We start from the raw sequence: 20,412 nt of genomic DNA on the forward strand, positions 1-20,412 counted from the left end.
TATTCATCTTAGCTTCATCTTGGAATTTTAAAATTGCGCCATCCAAAATAAAATTTGGAAATAAAATTAAAAGGATTAAAGATGAAAAATCTTAAAGCTTTAGGCGCGCTCGCCGCTACATTCGCCCTTGTAGGCGCATTAAACGCAGGAAACTTTAGCGAAAAAGATGCTAAAGTTTCATTCGATCAAGCGATAGGGATCGCACAGCAAAACTTTGGTGACGCGACTATAAAAAGTGTAGAAATCGACGATGAGCACGGAAGGCTCGTCTATGAGATAGAGTCGTATAAAGAAGGTAGCGAAAACGAGATCAAAATCGACGCTCAAAGCGGCGAAATTTTAAAGACTCAAACGCAAAAGAAGCTAAAGCCTAGTAAAATTGATTATTCGCAGGTCAAAATCAGTGCCGCAGACGCTCGCGCCAAAGCACTTAGCGCAAACGTCGGCTGGGATTTTCGCGAGGTTGATTTAGAAAGTAACGGCGGTAAGCCTGCATACGAAGTCAAACTGCGCCAAGGCATGAGCAAAAAAGAGGTGCTAATCGACGCCGCTACGGGCGAGCAGATCTTGCAGCGTCAAAAATAAGCAAAGGCGTGAGATGAAAAATCAAAGCTTAAAGGGTGGAGCAGATAACTTCGCCCAAACTAGTGAGGCTTTGGACGCTAGGGATTTTAGCATAAACGAAAACGCTGACTATGGCGCCCAAAATGCAGACGCAGCTAAAAATTTAGATGAAAATGCGCAGGATTTTTCGGCAAATTTAGCAAGCGAAACAAGCGAGCGGAATCTCGCGCCCTGCGAGCAAAATTCTAAAGATTTTTCTAGCATGGAATGTTGCGAAAATCAAAAAATTTCTGCGGATGCGAAAGATTATAAGGACGAGCGGAATTCTTTGCAGACGCAAGACTTATCAAGTGTACGAAATTTCACTAGCGAGCAAAATTTCGCCGATACACAAAATTTTTCTGATACAAGTAATTTCGCAAGCGCGCGAGATTCTGCCAGCGCAGCAAGCTGCGCGGAGGTTTGTAATTCTTGCAAGCCAGTGCTTTGCAGCCACTGCAAACGCGAAATCGCTAAGCAAAATTTCAAGCTTGGCTGCGTAGGATTTGGGCTTTTTGCGCTAAATATCGCAGCAGGCGCACTAAATTTTTTAGGGCGGTTAGGAAGCGTAGCGGATAAAAAGGCAAGCGAGATTAGAGCTAGGCAAAAGGCGCCTGCGAATTAGCGCAGCTCCCAACGCTACTGAAATTTAGTGGTGCATAAAGCGAGCAGGTTTACACATCCAAGGCGCCTCAAAATTTATACGTTTTTGGCTAAAATGGCGGATTAGAATTAGCAAAATTTTAAAGGAGCACTTTGAAAATTTTACTTGTCGAGGATGAAAAAGATCTAAATCAAATCATCGCAAAATGTCTGAAAAAGGACGGCTACAGCGTAGATTGCGCCTTTTGCGGCAAGGAAGCGCTAGAGTTTTTGGATGTCGCGAAATATGACGCTATCGTGCTTGATGCGATGATGCCCGTGATGGACGGCTTTGAATTTTTGAAGGCGGCGCGGGCGCGCGGACTGGGAACGCCGGTTTTATTTTTAACTGCGCGGGACGCCAAAGGAGATATCATCGCAGGGCTTGATCTGGGCGCAGACGATTATATGGTTAAGCCCTTTGATTTTCGTGAGCTTTTGGCGCGACTTCGCGCAATTATCAGGCGTAAAAACGCTACTGCGGATAACGAAATTATCATAGGGCAAGTGCGCCTAAATCTAAGCAAAAAATCGGTCGTCTGCGCGGGCGAGGTAGTGGAGCTAACGGGTAAGGAATATAGAATTTTAGAGCTTTTGATGCTAAATCGCGGTGCGATTTTGAGTCGAGAACAAATCGGCGAGAGCATTTGGGATTTTAGCGACGAAACAAGCTCAAATGTTATCGATGTTTTAATCAAAAATATCCGCAAAAAGCTAGGCGAGCATGGCGATATAATAGAAACGAAGCGAGGGCTTGGCTATGTCGTGGCAAAATAGCAAGATTTGGATTAAAATTTCGGCGATTGCGAAGCAGATTTTTGCCGCTACGGCGCTTTTCATATTAAAATTCGTGCGAAATTTTAAACAGAATTTTACGCATAATTTTGCGTGTTTAAAGAAAAGCTGCAAGAAAAATCCCACGCAAAATATCGAGTTAAACCGGGTTCTAAATTCTACTCAAAGCCAGGCGTCAAATTTTAAACGGAATTCCACGCAAAATCCGGCATCAAATTCCGCGCCGAATTTTGCTGCTACAAGCGCAACGCCTGATCTAGCGCAAAATTCTAATAGCGTTCTCGCGCAAAGTCAAGAACAAAATTTCGCGTCTAAAATCTCGATAAGAAATTTTACTCAAGCCTTAGTCCTTGCATTCTCAACTGCTAAAGAGAATTTTATCTCGCGCGCGCTACCTATCAGCCTACGCGTGACGCTTTATTACAGCGTATTTATTTTGGCGCTTGCAGGCGCTATTATCGGCATTTGCGGCTATATTTTAGACGAAGTATCAGGAAGCTCCGTCAGCCAAAAAAAGCTTGCCCACCTAGTGCAAAAAGCCGCGCGCGAGGGAAAATTTAAAAGCTTTGATGACGGTGTATTTTTCTACGAGCATGACGGACAAGGCGGCGTGATCGCAGGGTTTGTGCCTAAAGGCTTCGATCCTGCGCTGCCGCTCTCGCCTCAAGGCGCGCGCGAGGTGGAGCTTGACGACGATGAGTTTTTCTATTACGACGCGCAGATCAAAGGGCGCAGCGCATGGATACGCGGCGTCATCGCAGTTAGCGAGTTTGAGCTTGCGATGAAGCGCGTGATGCTGATCGCTCTTATCCTATCGCCGCTATTTGTGGCGCTCATCATCTACGGCGGCTACGCAATAATAAAAAGAGCGTTTAAGCCCGTGCGCACTATGTCGCGTACAGCTAGCGAGATCGGAGCTAGCGGCGATTTTACGCGACGAATAGAACTACCGCGAGGCAAGGATGAGCTAAGCGCGCTCGCAGCTACGTTAAATGAAATGCTAGCATCACTGCAAAGCGCGTTTGAGCGCGAGCGGCAGCTAAGCGCCGACCTTTCGCATGAGCTGCGTACGCCCGCTGCCGTCATACTGGCTCAAAGCGACTACGCCCTAGTCTACGAGCAAGACGCGAGCGAGGTGAAGGAGAGTTTCGCGGTCATCAACAATCAAGCGCGTAAAATTTCGGCGCTAATAGAGCAGATTTTAGAGCTTGCCCGCTTACAGCGCGGCGTGTGTTTGGTACCCATAAGCTTAAGTAAAATCGCAAGCGAGTGCGCGCAAGACTTTCAACTTTTGTGCGCACAAAAGGGGCTAAGCTTTAGCTCGCAGATAGCCGAGGGCGTGCGCGTAAACGGCGATGAGCTGCTTTTGACCAGGCTGATTAACAATCTTTTAAGCAATGCTTTAAAATTTACGCGCAGCAGCGTCGTTTTAGAGCTTTGCGTCAGTGCAGACGCGTGCGAACTTAGCATAAGCGACGATGGAGAGGGCATCGAGCCTGCTTTGCAAACTAAAATTTGGGACAAGCTCTATCAAATCGAGCGTTCCAGAAATCGCGAGCAAAATAGTGGCGCGGGGCTCGGACTAGCCATCGCCTCACAAATCGCAAAGATCCATGGTGCGCAGATTTCACTACGTAGCGAGGTAGGACGCGGAAGCAAATTTAGCGTGGAGTTTAAGAAGGTTTAGGCGGTTTTGTGGGCTTGGTGGCGTAAAGAAATGCTGGGCGGCGAAATTCTTAAAATTTTATCGCCTATCGTTGCTTAAAATTTAACAGCCATAGCCGTATATAGGGGCGATGGTGTAATTTTTAAAATTAGGCCGGCGTCGCCAATAATATCGGATGATTTTTGCGATAGTCGTGCGCTTTTTAAATTTAAATGGGTCAAATTTTAAAATTTAGTTTTACCGCGAAATTCCGCGGCGAATTAATAAGACAAGGCGCGGCATTTTGCCCTTGGGCGAAGTGATAAGGCAAGCGCTTTATAGCTTAAGTGGGCCGGCGCGGGTAATTTAAGAATTTTGAGATATGCGGTAAAATAAGCCTTCGCTGAAATTTTACGGCGCAGTATTACAGAATAAACCTTTGCTAAAATTCTAAGACGCCACATTCGGCTCTAGAGAATTTAAATTTAGGAGTATCTAGCGACCGAGTAAAAATTTAAATACGGAGTAAAAAAGACGGACTTGAGATTTAAGGCCGCCTACATAAGCGAAATTTTGTCTTTTTGCCCGCCTCTCTCTTGCAGCTTACGGCGATATAATCAAAGCCGTTTGCCTTACCTCGCCCCATGAGGCAGCCCCGTCGTTTATCAGTATGACTCTACCACGCTCGTCTGTCTCGTATTCTTTTGTCGTAGTGATTGCTGTAGCCAAATTTTACGCGGGTCTTGCACGGCGGCAGGTTAAATTTCACTAGCTCGCGGCGAGTTACTTTTTCCGCATCGAGCTTGTCGCGAAACATCGCGCTTTAGCCGTGCGAAGCGCTGTTAAAAAGTAAAATTTCCTCGCCCGTTGTTACGCATTTTATTGCGAACTTGTGAGGCATGAGCTCGTCCTCATAAGTCTGCGGCGATGGACTTTTCTAAATTTTTCGCCCTGCCTAGGATCGTAATCGCTTTGCGCTTACATATATTTACGCACCTGTAGCAAAGAGTGCAATCATCGCCGAATTGCGCCTTTTTGCAAGCGAGCTTTATGTTTCGCATCGGGCAGGGTTTGACGCAAGCCCCGCATCCGCTGCATCGCGATGGATCGAGGCTCGGCTTGCGCTTAGCAAAGGGGCCTTTATCCCAAATTTTCATCCAAAGCCGCTGTCCTAAAAACCCTGCGATACGACAAAGCGCGCTCAGCCCCTCTTGCGGCGGACGGCCTGCGATAAGCGCCTTCGCAACGCGTCTGACTTTAGCGTCCGCCTCTTTGATTATGCGCTCGTTTTTCGCTTGCGAGTAGCTAAAAATCGCCACATCGAGGATGAACGCGGGCATTTTGATATGAGCGCCGCCCGTTATGTTTGCGCCGAATTGTTTTAAAACTCTAGCCGCGCACCCTGCCCCGTCGCCGCTGAAAATCTCCATCGTAGCGAGGATGAATACGTTTTTGCCGCTAAAGCTCGCGCCGTTTTGGTAGAGGAAGTCGCGCACGATACGCGGTAGGTCGCTAAAATAGACGGGATATGCCAAAATGACGTCATTGTGGTGCTTTAAAAGCTCATTGCAAGCCTTGCTCTCGATCGAGACGCAAACGCCGCCAAGATGAGCGATGAGCCTACCCGCGCAATGCTTCGTGTTGCCCGTGGCGCTAAAATAGATCGCTATCATGCCCGCCCCCCAAACTATGCGAATTTCGGTGAAATTTAACCCTTACCGAACGAATAGAATTTTACGTTTCTTTTGCATAAAATTTTAAAATTTAGACGCGACAGCGAAATTTAAATATGCCGTCGCACCCTAAATTCAGATATTTTCTGCCGCCACCATGCCAAAAACCATACAATCAGCCATGCTCATAGTACCGAGCCTACTTGCGCCGTGAACGCCACCGGTGATTTCGCCCGCTGCATATAGCCCTGCGATCGGCTCGCCGCTAGCCGCGTCAATAACCTGGGCTTTGGTATTGATCTGCACGCCGCCCATGCAGTAAAGAATTTTCGGGCTTGTTTGGCACGCATAAAATGGAGCTTTTGATACGTCGATACCGCCTACATCGGCTTTTGTCAAAGGCTTGCCAAACTCCGGGTCGCTTCCTGCTTTGACATAGCCGTTAAAATCCGCGACGGTTTTTAAAAACGGCTCCAGCGGAATTTTATAAAATTTTGCAAGCTCTTCCAAGGTATTAAATTTTTTAATTGAGCCTGCTTCTACGCCTTTTGACGTATAGACCGGATTATTTGCATCAACTGCTGCTTGATCGCAGATATTTACGGGGTAGTTGTCGTTATTTTCGCTCTCCGCCATGCATTTAAAGATCGCTTCGGTTTTGATCTTGCGCCCGGCGTGCTCGTTCATAAAGCGTTTGCCCGTCTTTGGATCGACGGTTAGACCATAGTCGTTAGCGCAGTGATTTGAAAATAGCGCAGAAGTACCAAATCCCTTCTCGCTAGGATTAGTATAAGGATTTAGTTGAATCCAGCTGAGTTGCAAAGGATTCGCACCTAGCTTCATCGCCGCGATAAGCGCACCTGCGGTAGCGCCTGGTTGGCTTACGGTTTCGATATTGTCTTTTAGATACGGCACCTGCTGCGCGCGAAACCATTTATCCGAACTGTATCCGCCCGCAGCCAAAATGACACCATCTTTGGCTTTAAAAAATTTTACTTCGCCGCTTTTGTTTTCCCTATCGTCGCTAGCAAGCTGCGGATCGAACTTATATTCTTCGCGACACTTCACGCCTACGACACGGCCGCTGTCATCTACGACAAAATCATCAAATTTAGTACGCTTCTTGATTACAGCATTTGCATTTTCCTCGATCGCCTTATGCATCGGCTGGATGTAGCCCGAGCCGCTAGCATTTTTGGCCTGTACGGCGCGCTTTAGCGAGTGTCCACTGGCAGATATCACCTTGCCCGAAAACTCCACTCCGATGCTTTTTAGGTATTCAAAAGCATCGCCTGCGCGGTCGTAAATGACGCCTAGCAAATCTACGTGATTTAAATTTAGCCCGTCTTTTAGGCAATCTGCGATGAAAGCCTCCTTACTATCCGTGATACCCGCGGCTTTTTGGAATTCATTATTTGGCACCGCCATATTACCGGCGTTAATGACGGAATTGCCGCCCGCACGGCCCATCTTTTCGATCATAAGCACTTTTTTACCGCGCTTAAGAGCCTGAAGTGTCGCCATCGAGCCCGCAAAACCGCTACCGATAACAACAACATCGTATTCTTCGTCAAATTTTACGTCTTTTGCGTTTTGTGCTGCACTCGCACTGCTTGCAGCTAAAGCCAGAGCTCCCGCCGCGCCGATTTTCATAAAATTTCGTCTTGAAATTTCTTGCATTTTTTGCTCCTTGCGTTGAAATTTTATAGATTATACACCCACGTAGCGAAATTTAAAATTTAACGTAAAGACTTAGTGATAGAATTTTAAAAATTTAGAAAAGAAAATTTTAAAAGCGCAAATTTAAAGCTAATAAATTCTGCTCCGCTAGCCGAAGTTTAGGCGTAAATTTTAAAATTTACGGCGCACGGATTTGCTCGCCGCCTGTGCGAAATTTTGCCGCCGCTATAAAATTTTAAAGTGCGCGGTATTCAAATTTAAAACTCGCGCTGCAGAATTTTAAGCGCTTTAAATTTTAAAATGCTTTGAAATTCTGCGGCACGCTTTGTGGCTTTGCTTCTAAATTTTAAAGACCGCACATAGTATTTCGGCGCAAAGCGCATACCGCTACTTCGCGCCAAAATTTAACAAAGCACGCGTTGCTGCCCGCTTAGTGCCGAAATTTCGCAGGCGCTAAATTTAAGCCCCGATTGTTTCGCCCGCGATCATTCCGAAAACCATACAATCAAGGATCGCGTAGGTTCCCAGCCTGCTCGCGCCGTGAACGCCGCCGGTTACTTCGCCCGCAGCCCAAAGCCCCGGGATCGGCTCGTGAGTAAGGCTCGAGATTACCTGAGCTTTGGTGTTGATCTCAAGTCCGCCCATCGTATGGTGCACCTTCGGCATCGTGCGGCTTGCGTAAAACGGCGGCTTGGAAACGTCGATGCCGTCTAGCTTATCTACCACTTTGCCGAATTCTGGGTCTTTGCCCGCTTTGACGTATGAATTATAATCCGCTACGGTCTTTAAAAACGGCCCCAGCGGCAAGTTGTAAGCCTTCGCAAGCTCCTCTAGCGTGTCAAATTTCTTCACAACGCCCGCTTCCAAAGGCCTTGAAGTATAGACCGGGTTACGCGCGGCGACGGCTTGAGAGTCGCAGACGTTTACCGGATAGTTGTCGTTTTTCTCGCTCTCGGCGATGACCTTAAAGCAAGCATCCGCCTTAATCTTGCGCCCTGCGTGCTCGTCCATAAAGCGTTTACCCGTCTTTGGATCGACGGTAAGACCGTAGGTGTTGCAGCAGTGATTGGTGAAATTTACTGCGGCGCCGAAGCCCTTTTCGTCGGGCGAGCAATACGGAAGGAACTGAATCCACGACGTAAGAAGCGTAAATGCGCCGATTCTGTTTGCCGCTAGCATCGCTCCTGCCGAGCTTCCCGGATGGTTGGTGCTGTCTATGCTAGGCACTACGCGCGGATCTTGGATCTGGCGGTACCATAGATCGCGTCCGTATCCGCTCGAGGCTAGCAAAACGCCGTCTTTGGCTTTGTAACTCTTTTTCTCGCCGCTTTTATTTTCCAGATCGTCGCTAAAGAGTTTCGGATCAAATTTATACTCCTCGCGAGCTTCTACACCCACGACGCGGCCGCTGTCGTCCACAATAAAATCGTCAAATTTCGTGCGGGTTTTAATGGTGACGTTAGGATCGTTTTGAAGTTTACCCATCATCGGTTGGATATAACCCGAACCCGAGCCGTTGGTCGATTGCAAGCTTCTTGCGACGCTGTGGCCGCTTTCAAAGATCAACTTATCGCTAAACTCCGCTCCGCAGCCTACCAAAAGATCCACCGCATCGTTGCTGCGATCAAACATCACGCCTAAAAGATCGGTATGATTGAGCCCAAGCCCGTCTTTTACGGCATCGGCGATAAAAAGCTCCTTGCTATCCTTGATGCCTTGTGCGACTTGAAATTTATTCATCGGAGCGGCCATATTTCCGCCGTTGATGACGGAATTTCCGCCCGCGCGGCCCATCTTTTCTAAGATAAGCACCTTTTTACCGCGTCCGCTGGCTTTAATCGCCGCGGCAAGCCCTGCAAAACCGGTGCCGATGATGACGATATCGTATTCCTCGTCGAATTTGACGTCCTTGGCATTTTGTGCCGCGCACGCGCTACTAGATCCCAGCGCAAGTGCCCCCGCACCCACTGCGCTAATCTTTAAAAAACTACGTCTTGATACGTCTTGCATTTGCAACTCCTTTAATTGAAAGTGTATATTTAAAAGAAATGATAACTCGAATTTAAAGGTAAGTCAAATAGAATAACGTTATAATAGATAGTAAAAAGCTATAAAATATGGGCGTTGATATAAAATTTTGAAATTCGGCAGGCGGAGATTTAAAATTTTAAAATTTATAGAGAGCGCTCGTTTATAAAATATCGCTCAAAATAAAAATCTCGGCGCAAAAATCGCAATAATGCAAAATTTGCGCCGAGCTTTAAAATCGCTATGCCTTAGCGAGCGACTTTAAATTTAAGCGTTTGCAGATCGTAATTATTTACTCGCTCGTATTGCATATCCTCGATAGAGATCGCAGGAAGCGCGCACGAGCCCGACATAATCACGTTTATCGGCGTGTAGATGACGCCGGTACTATTATATCCCTCTTGCGGATCGTAGTAAAAATAACCGCTTTTCGGGAAGTGAAGCACTCGATCATACAGATACTCCGTATGCTCGATCGCTACGCTATCTACAAAGCCTTCCGGGCGAGCCTGTGCGGCCGAGCCCAGGCGCTCATTTACCGCCTCAAAGCAGCTAGGCATCGCCTCGTCGATCGCAAAATTATACAGGTAATGATTCGCTCGCCAGCTGATCTTAGAGTAAATTTTCTGCCCTACTTTGAGTTTGTTTAGATCGACGATGTTGCCGCGAGCATCGAGAAACTCGCGATAAATTTCAACCTTCTTATCTCGGTCGTTATCAAACGGTCTATTTATGCTAAGCGGGCTATGTTTGACCGCAGCGCTTTCATATCCAAATCCCAGCACCGTAAAAAACAGCTCGCCATTGCCGCTCATCGGCGTAAATTCTATCGCGCCGTCTTTAACTGCGAGCTTGGTATCCAGCGGCGAATTGAAATTTTTCGTCTCGCCGTCGTATTTCAAAGCAAAGCTAATATCTTTTTTCGCGTCCTTAAAATACGCATCAAATCCGCGTATGACGCTCGCTCGCTCCTGCGTATTGTCCGCATCTTTTAGGTTGCGCACGAGCGCGATAGCTGCCTTGCTTGTGCTATCGTCCTTGATGCCCGCCTTGCCGAATGCGTAGAGCTTAAAGGCGGCGTCTCTTATGTCGCTAGCAAACGTCAAGCCCGCTCCGTCTTCGGCGTAGTCATAATCCATTTGGTTTATTTTTTCACGCATGAAGTTAAACTCGGTCGTCATATTGTGCTTTTTAAGTATCGCAGCCATAGCGATGCGAGCCATCGGCGAGTTGTCATAAAGGCCGTTGTCGTAAATGAAATTTATCTCATCGTCATCCAGCTTGCCGTATTGATCTAGCACGAAATCCGCGTATATTCGAAGCGTCGCTTGATCTTCGTAGTCTGATTTTAAGGCGCTAAATATCAGCGATCTTTGCTTGTTGCTAAGGAATTTATAGCGCGCATCAAGCTCTAATAAAATGTCGCTTGCATAGATCGAAGCGTAGTAATTAGTCACGCCGCTAGCGCTCCAGTAGCCGAAACTGCCGCTAGGTTTGAGGCGAGAGAGGATGCGATTTGCGTGAGCGTTTACGTAGTTTACTACGGTCTGGTTGGAGTCTTTGCGCGCTATATAATCAAGCGCCACCATCTTTGAAGTAAGCTGCTCGGTGCAACCGTAAGGATAGGAGTAAAGCTCCTCCGCTAGGCTAAAAGCATTAGGCGTAGAGCTTACGTGAGCGTAAATTTCTTTATAGCTCGGATCGATTTTGAGCGTTACGGGTTTATCGCCGTAGCTTGCATGAAATATTTTCGAGCGCGGAAACTGGCTAATGATGTCAAATTCCACGTCATTGCTAAATTTCTGCCCGTTTGCGTCAAGATCAAATTTAATATTCGCATCCGCAATATCAAGCGCGCTCGCGGTGAAGTTCGTGTGCTTGACCTCCAGCGGTTTGAGCGTGAAATTTGCCTCGCCGCCGCTTATAGCAACCGAAGGAGATGAGCTGATTTTCAAGACCGCCTTTTGCTCCTTATCGGTGGTGTTGATGAGCGTTAGCGGCACGGAAATTTCATCGCCGCGTACCATGTAGGTTAGATCTGCCGGTTTTATGATCACGTCGTCTCGAACCTTAGCTTCGACGTTTGCCGAGCCGATCGTAGCCGCCTCTCCGATAGCCATGGCACTTAGTCGGATCGTGGAGTTGAAATTTTTCGGCATCGCAAGCTCAAATTTCGCCTCGCCGTTTGCGTTCGCTTTTGCGATCAGCATTTTGATAAATTTTTTCTGCTTTTTGTTTTCGACCGGGCTTAAATTCCGTTTAGCTTTCGCCATCACGCCGTCGCCGCCGAAGCTTAGCTCTTTTGCAGTAGTTTGATACATGCTAAGATCATCGTAAATGTCAAAGTACCGCAGCGCAAAATACGCGCTAACGTCAAACGCCTTAAATGCATCAAGCTCCTCTTGTGAGACGATATCTAAAATTCCAAGATCGACTGCGTAGAGTATGACTTTGGAATTTGGCTCGCTTTTTACGCTGATCTGCGCGTTTTGCCCGTTTTTGTAGTTTTTCTCGGCTAGGATTTGCACGTTAGCCTTGTGTGAGCTCGCATCTAGCGCCACCGGCACGTTTGCATAGGCTCTAAGCGGCATCGCAGCGGGTGTCGCAGCGCGCGCGATTACAGCGTTGATGTGTCCGCCGACGAAATTCTCCGGCACGCTAAGCTCAAATTCCGCGCTACCGCCTTTTATGGATAGAATTTTATAGTCGTAAACCTGCTCTCCTACGAGCGAGATATTTAGCACGCCGCTTTCTACCGGCGAATTGATGACGCCTTTAATTTTATCTCCGGCTTTAACCTTGTCGCTTGCGAGTTTGATTTTAGCGCTTTGAACGTCTTTAGCATTTACCCGTCCATAATATCCCCAGCCGCTTACGTCCACGCGCACGCCAGCACTTGCGCCGCTTGAGTAATCGTTTGCGACGATTAGATAATTGCCGCCGTTTTGGAATTTGTACTCAAACTCGCGCGCATCGGTCCTAACGGCGCTTACGAGATTAAAGCTTTCTTGCTCGACGTATCTGTTGCCGTCATAAACGTAAGTAAAATCGTCTCGGTAAATTTCAACGTCGATCTTGCCTTTGACGTCGGTTTTGGTTTTGGAATCTAGCAGTGCAAAGCCGAATTTTACGCTATCGCCGCTTGAGATAAAGTCCTTGCTAGCGCGAATTCCTACGATACGATCATAAGGCAGATAGCTCAGGTTGCGATATGCACTTACGTTTTTACCCTCCTCGGTTACGCTGAAATTTAGTAGAATATTTATGGCGTTAGAGACATTTAGATCAGCTGCTGCCGGCGAGAGTGCAAGCTCCTTTTTACCGGCGGGGCTTAGCGTAAATTCTGCCCTACGAAGCTGCGTAGCGCCCTTTTTCTTTAAGCGATCGTTTAGAAACGAAAAGCCTTCGTAGCCTTTAATTTTCAGCTCTTTTTCGTAGGCGTTTGCTTCCAGCGAACCTTTCAAATCTCCAGCTGGCGCGCCTGCAAGATAGTTTGAGCTTAGCTTTAAAGTTATGATCTCATCCGCGCCGTATTCATCTTTGGCAGTGAGAATTTCATTTTTAATGCGGTTTGGGACGAAATTTTCTACGCTGAAGCTTTTAGAAGCGATGATTTTATCCTCATAGATGAGATCTAGGCGGTAAGTGCCGCTTTTCTCGCCCATCAGCTCGTCTATTTTAACGCTGCCGAACTCATCGGTGTTTTGCGCGCGCGTGATCACCACAGTGCCGCTAGGATCGTAAATTTTAAATTTAATCGGCGTATTTTTTAAAGAGCTAAAATCGCGATTTTTCATCACGATCGTGCCTAAAAGCCGCTCATTCGGGCTTATCAGCTCGCTTGCGAGATAAACGAACGGACGCTTTGCAGTAATCGTTTTCTCTACGCTTGCTACGGCGTTATTAAACAGCACGAACGCATGCTCATCGCCTTTGCTAATCTCGATAGAGCGCGGATTTTTGGCTAGAATTTCCATATTTTCTAATCGCAAAATTCCATCTCCGTCCGTTTTATCCTCTACGATTAGCTCGTTTTTATCGCTGTAAATTTTAACCTTCGCTCTACTTAGCTCCTCGCCATTACTAAGCCTAGAAGTATAAACGAGCGCACCGCGCTCAAGCAGCACCACTTGAGCCGTAATGTCGCTAAGATAGGCTACGCGCGAAACCTCTTGCATCTTTTCGCCCACTTTGTAAAACGCCGTGATTTTATAAATTCCATCCTCGTAGCCTTTAAAATCCATCGCGATTTTATGCTCCGCGACGGCGTTTTTAGCGCCCCCTATATCAAAGCTCTTAACCGCGATCTCGCTAGCTAACCCACCTACACTATCTTCGTTGCTTTCAAAGTTTAAAAAATACCTAAAATTTTGCTCAGGGACTTTGGCAATCGAAATTTTAACCTCATTTACGTTTGAGCTTTTAAAAGCTAACGAAGCGGATTTTGGGATAAAATTTTTCTCGTCGCTAAAGGCTACGAAAGGCAGCCTGTCGCCCATTTTTACGCTTTGTTTTATCTCGTCACGCAAAATATATGAGCTATCTCCGAAGCCCTTTAGCAGCCTAATCTCGTAGCTTTTATTCGGCATAAACTCGTCGCTTACTATATCTGCATAGTAGTAGCATGAAGGATCGTCGCTTTCGCCGCCCTCTTCATCTTCGTCGTAATAATAATATCGCGGCTGAGTGAGGCTAAATTTACTCACGCCTGCAATTCTTACGTATTTGGCGGACAGCTCGTCCATATAGTTAGGGAAACACACTCTAGCTGCGAGTGAGCCGTCTTTTAGGGCCGCAGGGCGGATCTGCACGCCGCTTAAATTTGAAGCGTTAATGCTATCATTAAAAGGCTCCTCATCCGTGCGCAGCTCCACTGGATTTTGCAGCTTTGCGCCCGCTTTTGAGGTGAGAGATTCTATTTGCAATACGACGTTTTGTGCCTTAGGATCGAAGCTGAATAAAAAATTCCTATCATCGTGCGAGCTAAGCTCGTAGGATATATCGTTTTGGGCTAAATTCTGCGCGCGGTAAATTCTAGTCGCTTGCTGTAGCGCGTCCTTGCTAACCGCATCGTTAAATTTAATTGCCACTAACCCCGGACGCAGAAGCGCGATATGCTCGGTGCTAAAAGGCTCTGTTTCGAACTCAAAGCGCACCCCGCGCGCCTCGCACGAATAATTAACCCCGGCGCTAAGCATCGGCTTAGGATAGAGCCTGATTGAGCTCTCGCTCACGCTTTCGTAGGTGCCCGTGATTTTGGGAGTGCATTTTAAGATCTGCTTTTGCGTGACGCTAAATCCACTGCCGTCCACCCCGCTAATCTCGTAAGCCCCGCTAGCGTATTTGATCTCTACGCCCGCGGCAAAGCTAGCCAAAGCGCAAAATAGCGCTGCGCTTAGTAGTTTTGTCTTCATAAAATTCCTTTGCAAAAATTTTACGAAATTATATACAAATTAACCTTTTATTTTCTTTCATTTACTCTAAAATTTGCTTTAGCGAAATTTGCATTTTCGTCCAAGCAGCCAAGCTCGAAATCCCCTGCGCCGAGGTTAAGCGTAAAAGCCTCGCCGTTAGTGCGTGCAAAATATTCTCCCGTTTTAACTTTAGAATTTGCAGGCGCTAGGCTTTGCGTGGTGAAATCTAGTGCCGTGAAATTTTGCTGCGAGGAATTTTGATCTGTGAAATTTTTCGCTGTAAAATTTTGAGCCTCCGAATTCTGCTCTGTAGAATTTTGCAAGATAGAATTTTGCGACGCCAAATTCCGTGTGACTGGATTTTTAGTTATAAAATTCCATTCTACAGAATTTTGCTTCGTAAGATTTTGTGATTTTAAATTCTGTAACGCTAAATTTTGTCGCATAGAATTTTGTACCGCAGAATTCTGTTCTGCAAAATTTTGCTGTGTTAAATTCTGCTTTAAATTATCTTGCTGCGCCGCGCTAGAATGCTTGGAATCCAAATCCGTGGAATTCTCCCTCGTAAACGCGGTGGAATTTAGCGCTATAAACTCCCGCGAACCGCCGCTTAGCCTGATATATACCCGCTCGCCAAAAACCGCTGTGCACTGTATCTTTAACCGCAGCGTGCCGTCCGCGCCGGTCTCGTAGGTTTTGGCGTTGATGTCGTTTAACACGGGCTTTACGGCGGCAAATTTAGCCGCGCACCTTCCTGCGCGTACCTTTTGCGGATCGACTAGACCGTGTTTTAGCAGGTAAAAAAGCTCGCTCGTGCCGTAAATTTCGCACTCCTCGTTGGGCTCAACTCCATCGATCGTAAGATCCTCGGCGCTTTGAGCGCACTCCTTTTCGCGGTACGCATCGGTGCATACTCGCCGAAAGCTCACGCCCGCGGGACGCGCAAACTCCGCCTCGCCCAGCATGCTCGATTTATCGAGGAAGGCAAACATATTAAACGCCACCTTCGCCGCACTCACGCCGCCGCTAAGATCCCTAGTCTTGGAGCCGTCGAAATTTCCCAGCCAGACGCCGAGTGTAAATTTAGGCGTAAGCGCGACGGTGTAGAGATCGCGCGCATCGGCGCTCGTGCCCGTTTTAAACATCAGCGGCGGCGCGTTTAGGGTGTTTTGCCACACCGAGCCGAGGTAGGAGCGCGGCGCGTTTCTTAACATCTGCGTTACGATGTAGGCGCTCTGCGGGGTTAAAATTTTAGCATCATCGCCGATCTTTGCACCCGCTATTTCGAGCTTCCGTAGCTTGCCGCCGTTTGCAAACGCGCTGTATAGGCGAGCAAGATCCATTAGGCTCATCGAAATACTGCCAAGCGCGATACCTGCGCCGTAATAATCCTTGCTAAACTCCGCCAGATGTACGTTTGATAGCATCTCATACAACCCGTCATCACCAAGCATTAAATTTAGCTTTACCGCGGGGATATTTAGGCTAAGACTTAGCGCGTCCGTAGCACTAACCGCGCCCAAAAACCCCTGATTGTAGTTGCGCGGCACGTAGCCTGCGAAGATTATCGGCGCGTCGATCAGCTTCTTTGAAGGGGTGATGAGCCCGTGCTCAAGGGCTTTAGCGTAGATGAAGGGCTTGAGCGTCGAGCCTACGTTTTTTTGCGAGCGCACGCCGTCGTTTTGCCCCTCATTAGCGCTAAAATCGTGGCTGCCGACGTAGGCGATCACACTCATACTTTCGTTGTCGACCAGCACCGCAGCGCCGTTTCTAACGCCCTTATCGCGTAGAGAGAGGATCTCGCTTTTCAAAAAGCCCTCAAGCGCGATCTGGGTTTTTAGATCCAAGCTCGAATAAATTTTACCCTCGCTAAGGCGCGCAAACTCCTGCGCTCGCACGGTTTGCTCCTTGGGCTGCACGCCCCCTTTAGAGTTTGCGGAATTTCCCTGCGTCTTGGCGTTGGGATCGGAATTTATCTGCGCCTGGGCGGCTAAAGCTAAATTTTGCGGCACCTTGACATTGGGAGCGGGATTTGCCCGCGATTCGGCGCTTGCAGCAGAAGCTGTTTGCATTTTAGCGTCCAAAGCAAAATCCGCCTGCGTACTAGCGTCTGAAACGGAGTTTGTCTGCGCACTAAAATTTGCGCTCGACCGCTCGCTAGAGTTTGCATCTGCCTGCGGATTTTGCGGCGGATGCGCGGTATCTTGCCGATCGTTTAAATTTAGATTTTGCGAATTTTGCGGCTCTTGGTACGGATGTGCAGCACCAGAAGCATTCTGCCGCTTGTTTAAATTCATATCCGCATTCGGATTTTGCGGCGAATACTCTGTTTGCGATTTATTTGAATTTGTATCTGCGCTAAAATTCTGCGGCGAACGCGCAGCATCTTGCCGCTCGTTTAAATTTAGACTTTGCGAGTTTTGCGACGGATGTGCGGCATCAATAAAATCTCGCCGTTCATCTAAATTTGCACTCTTTCCTCCATTTGGTTTTACTGCGCTTTCCGATTCATTCGGTTTTACGCCCGCCTGCGATTCTACGCCTTCGCGCTCGTTTAAATTTAAGCTCGTTCCGCCTAAATTTAAACTCTTCGGAGCATCCGTTTTAAAATCCGCCTCTTTGGGATTCATTTCTTTCAAATCCACTCCCGCCTGCGTGTTTGCGACGCTTGATAAATTCGTCCCAACCTTCGCCGCAGTCGTAAAATTTGTTTCGGCACTAGCCGCGTCCGAAAAATTTGACTCTGCTACCGCCGCGGCTCGGTACGCAGATGGGCTTACTTGCCCCGCCGTCGCGCCGGGCGCGCCTCCCTGCTTTAAATTTTGAGTGAAATTTACGTCATCTTTGGCGGTAAAATTCTGCATTTTATAATTGTTAAACGCTAGCAGTGCATAATGCGGCGCGTAATTGGGCGCTGCGTAGCGTCTGGGCGAAAACGGCTCCGCGAGGGCGCGCTCATACTCGCTTTGCGAGATCACGCCGCCCTCTCGCAGCTGCGAAATTAGGCGGTTTTTAAGCGCGTTGATGTTTGATCTGCGGTCTAGGCGGTTTTTATTCGGGTTTTTTGGGATCACACTAAGAAGCGCGATTTGAGCGTTGCTAAGCTCGCGCAGATCCTTTTTGAAATAAAAATACGCCGCGGTTTTGACCCCCTCGATGTTGCCGCCGTATGGGGCGAGGTTAAAATACATTCCTAAAATTTCATCCTTGCTGAAGTGCCACTCCAGCTGAAAGGCGTTGAAAATTTCGATGATTTTGTTTTTGTAACTGCGCTGTTTGGGGCGCATCATACGCGCAACCTGCATCGTGATCGTCGAGGCTCCGACGCGCTCGACGTTGCTCTCGCTTTTTTTAGTAAAATTTTGCGTAAAATTATACGTAGCTGCGCGCAGGATCGAGGCTGGATTGACGCCGAAATGGTAGTAAAAATAGCGATCCTCGAAGTAGATCGCACTTTGTTTCAGCCGCGGCGGTATCTCGTCCGCGCTCGCGTAAAAGCGCCAAATTTGATCGTCGCTGATCTGCATATTTAAAATTTCGCCGTTTCGGTCGTATAAAATTCTACTCTTCTGCTTGTTTAGCATATCCAAATTTAGCGGATAAAGCGCGTCTAGGATCAAAAACAGAGCGAATGCAAATGCGCAAAATAGCGCGATTTTTAACGTAAATTTTAGAAATTTCATCGCGCAATTATATCAAAGAATTTTAATGATTTTAGGCTATAATGGCGCCTTTTTGCAAAGGAATAATCTTGGACGCTCTAGCTAAGCTAAACACCGAACAATACGCCGCCGCAACCGCCCCTTCAGGGCACAATCTAATAATCGCAAGCGCGGGCACGGGCAAAACCAGCACCATCGTCGCGCGCATCGCTCATCTGCTAAATCTCGGCACGAGCCCTAGAAAAATTTTGCTTCTTACCTTTACGAATAAGGCCGCGAGCGAGATGATAGCGAGGTTGCAGCGGCATTTTGATAAAAAAATCACCTCCGCAATCGTCGCGGGCACCTTCCACGCCGTATCCTACGCCCTACTTCGCGAGCTCGGTAAAGGCGTGATCCTAAAGCAGCCCGCCGAGCTAAAAACCCTGCTAAAAAGCCTCGTAGAAAAGCGCAAATTTTATCACGTAAGCGACGCGCGCCCCTACGGCGGGACCTATCTGTACGACGTGTATTCGCTGTATCAAAACAAGGAGATGAGCGCGGATTTTGAGACGTGGTTTAGCAAAAACTACGAGGATCAGGCGGAATTCGCCGAAATTTACGCGGATATTTTGCGCGAGTTTGAGGAGGAAAAGGCGAAATTTAACTACGCCGATTTCAACGACGTTTTGCTAAAAATGCGCCATGAGCTGAAAAAGGGCGCGCCGCTACGGTTTGATGAAATTTTAGTGGACGAGTATCAGGACACGAACTCGCTGCAAGGAAGTCTCATCGATGCCTTTGCGACGAAAAGCCTTTTTTGCGTCGGCGATTTTGATCAGAGTATCTATGCCTTCAACGGCGCAAACATCGATATCATCGGCAGCTTCGGCAAGCGCTTTGCGGACGCTAAAATTTACGCGCTGAATATCAACTACCGCTCAAGCTCGGCGATTTTGGCGCTTGCAAATCGCGTCATCGCGAATAATCCGCGCCTTTACGAAAAAAAGCTGATCGTGGGACGCGAGGGTAAATTTAGCGCGCCTAAGCTGCATGTTTACGACGATACAGCGGCGCAATACGCCCACGTAGCCGCACAGATCGCGCAAAGCGGCACCCCGCGCGAAAAGATCGCCGTCATCTTTCGCAACAACTCCAGCGCCGACGGCGTCGAGGTTGCACTTAAGGAGCTCGGCATCGGCGCGAAGCGAAAAGGCGGCGTGAGCTTTTTTGAAAGCCGCGAGATCAAGGCCTTTACGGACATCTTCGCGATGATAATAAACCCCAAAGATATGATGGCTTTTATGAGCACGTGCGAATACGCAAGAGGCGTCGGCAGCGCGCTAAGCAAGGAGCTTTTCGACGCGCTAATCGCACTTGGGCACGGAAGCATTCACGCAGGTCTTTTGCGTCCCGACGAGAGCGTTAAAATTTTTGAAAAAAAGAGGAAAAACTACCAGCTAGGACTTTTTGACGATATCGATATAATCGGCTCGGTATCGCGCTTTGAAGCTTTGGAATTTGACGAGTTTTTTCGCTCGCATCCGGTTTTAAAACACAATAAAATTACCGAAGGCGGCGCCGTATTTTTGCACGAAATTTATAAAATTTTTAAAAAAAGCGGCTCCGCTGCGAGGTCCGCTACGCTCATCTCGCATATCAAAGACTCGCGCCTTTTCGCGCTTGTGGCAGATTTCATCGCGACGAAACGCGCGACGCTGAAAAACGGCAAGATAGACGATGAGCGCAAAAAGGACGAGACCGCGCGCATCTATGATAAATGCGGAATTTTAGAGCAGATCGCCGGCAAATACGCGGATCCGCAGAGCTTTTATAACTTCATAACTCTGGGTGCAAAGGAGATGAGCGAGGGCGAGGGGGTAAATCTGCTCAGCGTGCACGCAAGCAAGGGGCTCGAGTTTTGCAGCGTCTATCTCATCGATCTGGCGCAAAACCGCTTCCCGAACCTCAAGCTAATGGCGATGGGCGGCAGCCTGGAGGAGGAGCGGCGGCTCTTTTACGTAGCGGTTACCAGAGCGCGAGACGAGCTGGTGCTAAGCTACGCAAAATTTGATAAGATCAGAAAAGTTAGCTACGAGCCGAGTTGCTTTTTAAGGGAAGCGGGGCTGGTGAAGTAAGGCAAAATTTTGCTCGCTAAATTTTAAATTTCATTTAAGCGCATTTGACGGATCGTTTGGGTAAGAATTTTACTCCTCGCGTACGTCTGGTGCGCCGCCTCTCCGACTTCTTTATCGGATTGCTTAGTAAGAATTTTGCCGTGCGATTTGTAA

Annotated in this window: 11 protein-coding genes; 5 read left to right on the top strand and 6 right to left on the bottom strand. The window is 47.8% G+C overall.

Features of this window, described 5'->3' with window-relative positions:
* Positions 1–81: 81 nt before the first annotated feature.
* The 4 genes from Q0393_RS09130 to Q0393_RS09145 all read left to right on the top strand — a co-directional run bounded on the left by Q0393_RS09130 (position 82) and on the right by Q0393_RS09145 (position 3,727).
* Positions 82–585, top strand: coding sequence for a PepSY domain-containing protein (locus tag Q0393_RS09130; protein WP_298979658.1), 504 nt, complete (start codon positions 82–84; stop codon positions 583–585).
* Between the two features lie 13 nt (positions 586–598).
* Positions 599–1,228, top strand: a complete 630-nt coding sequence (locus Q0393_RS09135; RefSeq protein WP_298979660.1) for a hypothetical protein — start codon at positions 599–601, stop codon at positions 1,226–1,228.
* Between the two features lie 131 nt (positions 1,229–1,359).
* Complete coding sequence (locus tag Q0393_RS09140; protein ID WP_298979662.1) at positions 1,360–2,022, top strand: response regulator transcription factor; 663 nt, start codon at positions 1,360–1,362, stop codon at positions 2,020–2,022.
* Positions 2,006–3,727 (top strand): HAMP domain-containing sensor histidine kinase, encoded by a 1,722-nt coding sequence (locus Q0393_RS09145; RefSeq protein ID WP_298979664.1) that lies wholly within the window; start codon positions 2,006–2,008, stop codon positions 3,725–3,727. Before Q0393_RS09140 ends, Q0393_RS09145 begins: the two co-directional genes overlap by 17 nt.
* Positions 3,728–4,361: 634 nt before the next feature.
* Here Q0393_RS09145 and Q0393_RS09150 read toward each other — a convergent pair.
* The 6 genes from Q0393_RS09150 to Q0393_RS09175 form a co-directional block, all read right to left on the bottom strand.
* Complete coding sequence (locus tag Q0393_RS09150) at positions 4,362–4,502, bottom strand: hypothetical protein (RefSeq protein ID WP_297988314.1); 141 nt, start codon at positions 4,500–4,502, stop codon at positions 4,362–4,364.
* A 94-nt stretch (positions 4,503–4,596) separates the two neighbouring features.
* Positions 4,597–5,358 (bottom strand): EFR1 family ferrodoxin, encoded by a 762-nt coding sequence (locus tag Q0393_RS09155; protein ID WP_298979665.1) that lies wholly within the window; start codon positions 5,356–5,358, stop codon positions 4,597–4,599.
* Positions 5,359–5,493: 135 nt separating this feature from the next.
* Positions 5,494–7,038 carry a flavocytochrome c gene (locus Q0393_RS09160; RefSeq protein WP_298979667.1) on the bottom strand — a complete coding sequence of 515 codons (1,545 nt, stop codon included), beginning with the start codon at positions 7,036–7,038 and terminating at the stop codon, positions 5,494–5,496.
* Positions 7,039–7,497: 459 nt separating this feature from the next.
* On the bottom strand, positions 7,498–9,048 hold the full coding sequence (locus tag Q0393_RS09165) for a flavocytochrome c (protein WP_298979668.1): 1,551 nt from the start codon (positions 9,046–9,048) through the stop codon (positions 7,498–7,500).
* Between the two features lie 266 nt (positions 9,049–9,314).
* Positions 9,315–14,480: an alpha-2-macroglobulin family protein gene (locus Q0393_RS09170; RefSeq protein WP_298979669.1), complete on the bottom strand. Its 5,166-nt coding sequence runs from the start codon at positions 14,478–14,480 to the stop codon at positions 9,315–9,317.
* A gap of 47 nt (positions 14,481–14,527) precedes the next feature.
* Entirely contained in the window at positions 14,528–18,163 is a 3,636-nt protein-coding gene (locus Q0393_RS09175) for a transglycosylase domain-containing protein (RefSeq protein ID WP_298979670.1), read from the bottom strand.
* A gap of 41 nt (positions 18,164–18,204) precedes the next feature.
* On the opposite strand from Q0393_RS09175, the gene Q0393_RS09180 reads away from it, so the two are divergent.
* A complete protein-coding gene (locus tag Q0393_RS09180) occupies positions 18,205–20,259 on the top strand; it encodes an ATP-dependent helicase (protein WP_298979671.1) in 2,055 nt (684 codons plus the stop codon).
* Positions 20,260–20,412: the final 153 nt, after the last annotated feature.

It is taken from the genome of uncultured Campylobacter sp. (assembly GCF_938015785.1).
GTDB lineage: Bacteria > Campylobacterota > Campylobacteria > Campylobacterales > Campylobacteraceae > Campylobacter_B.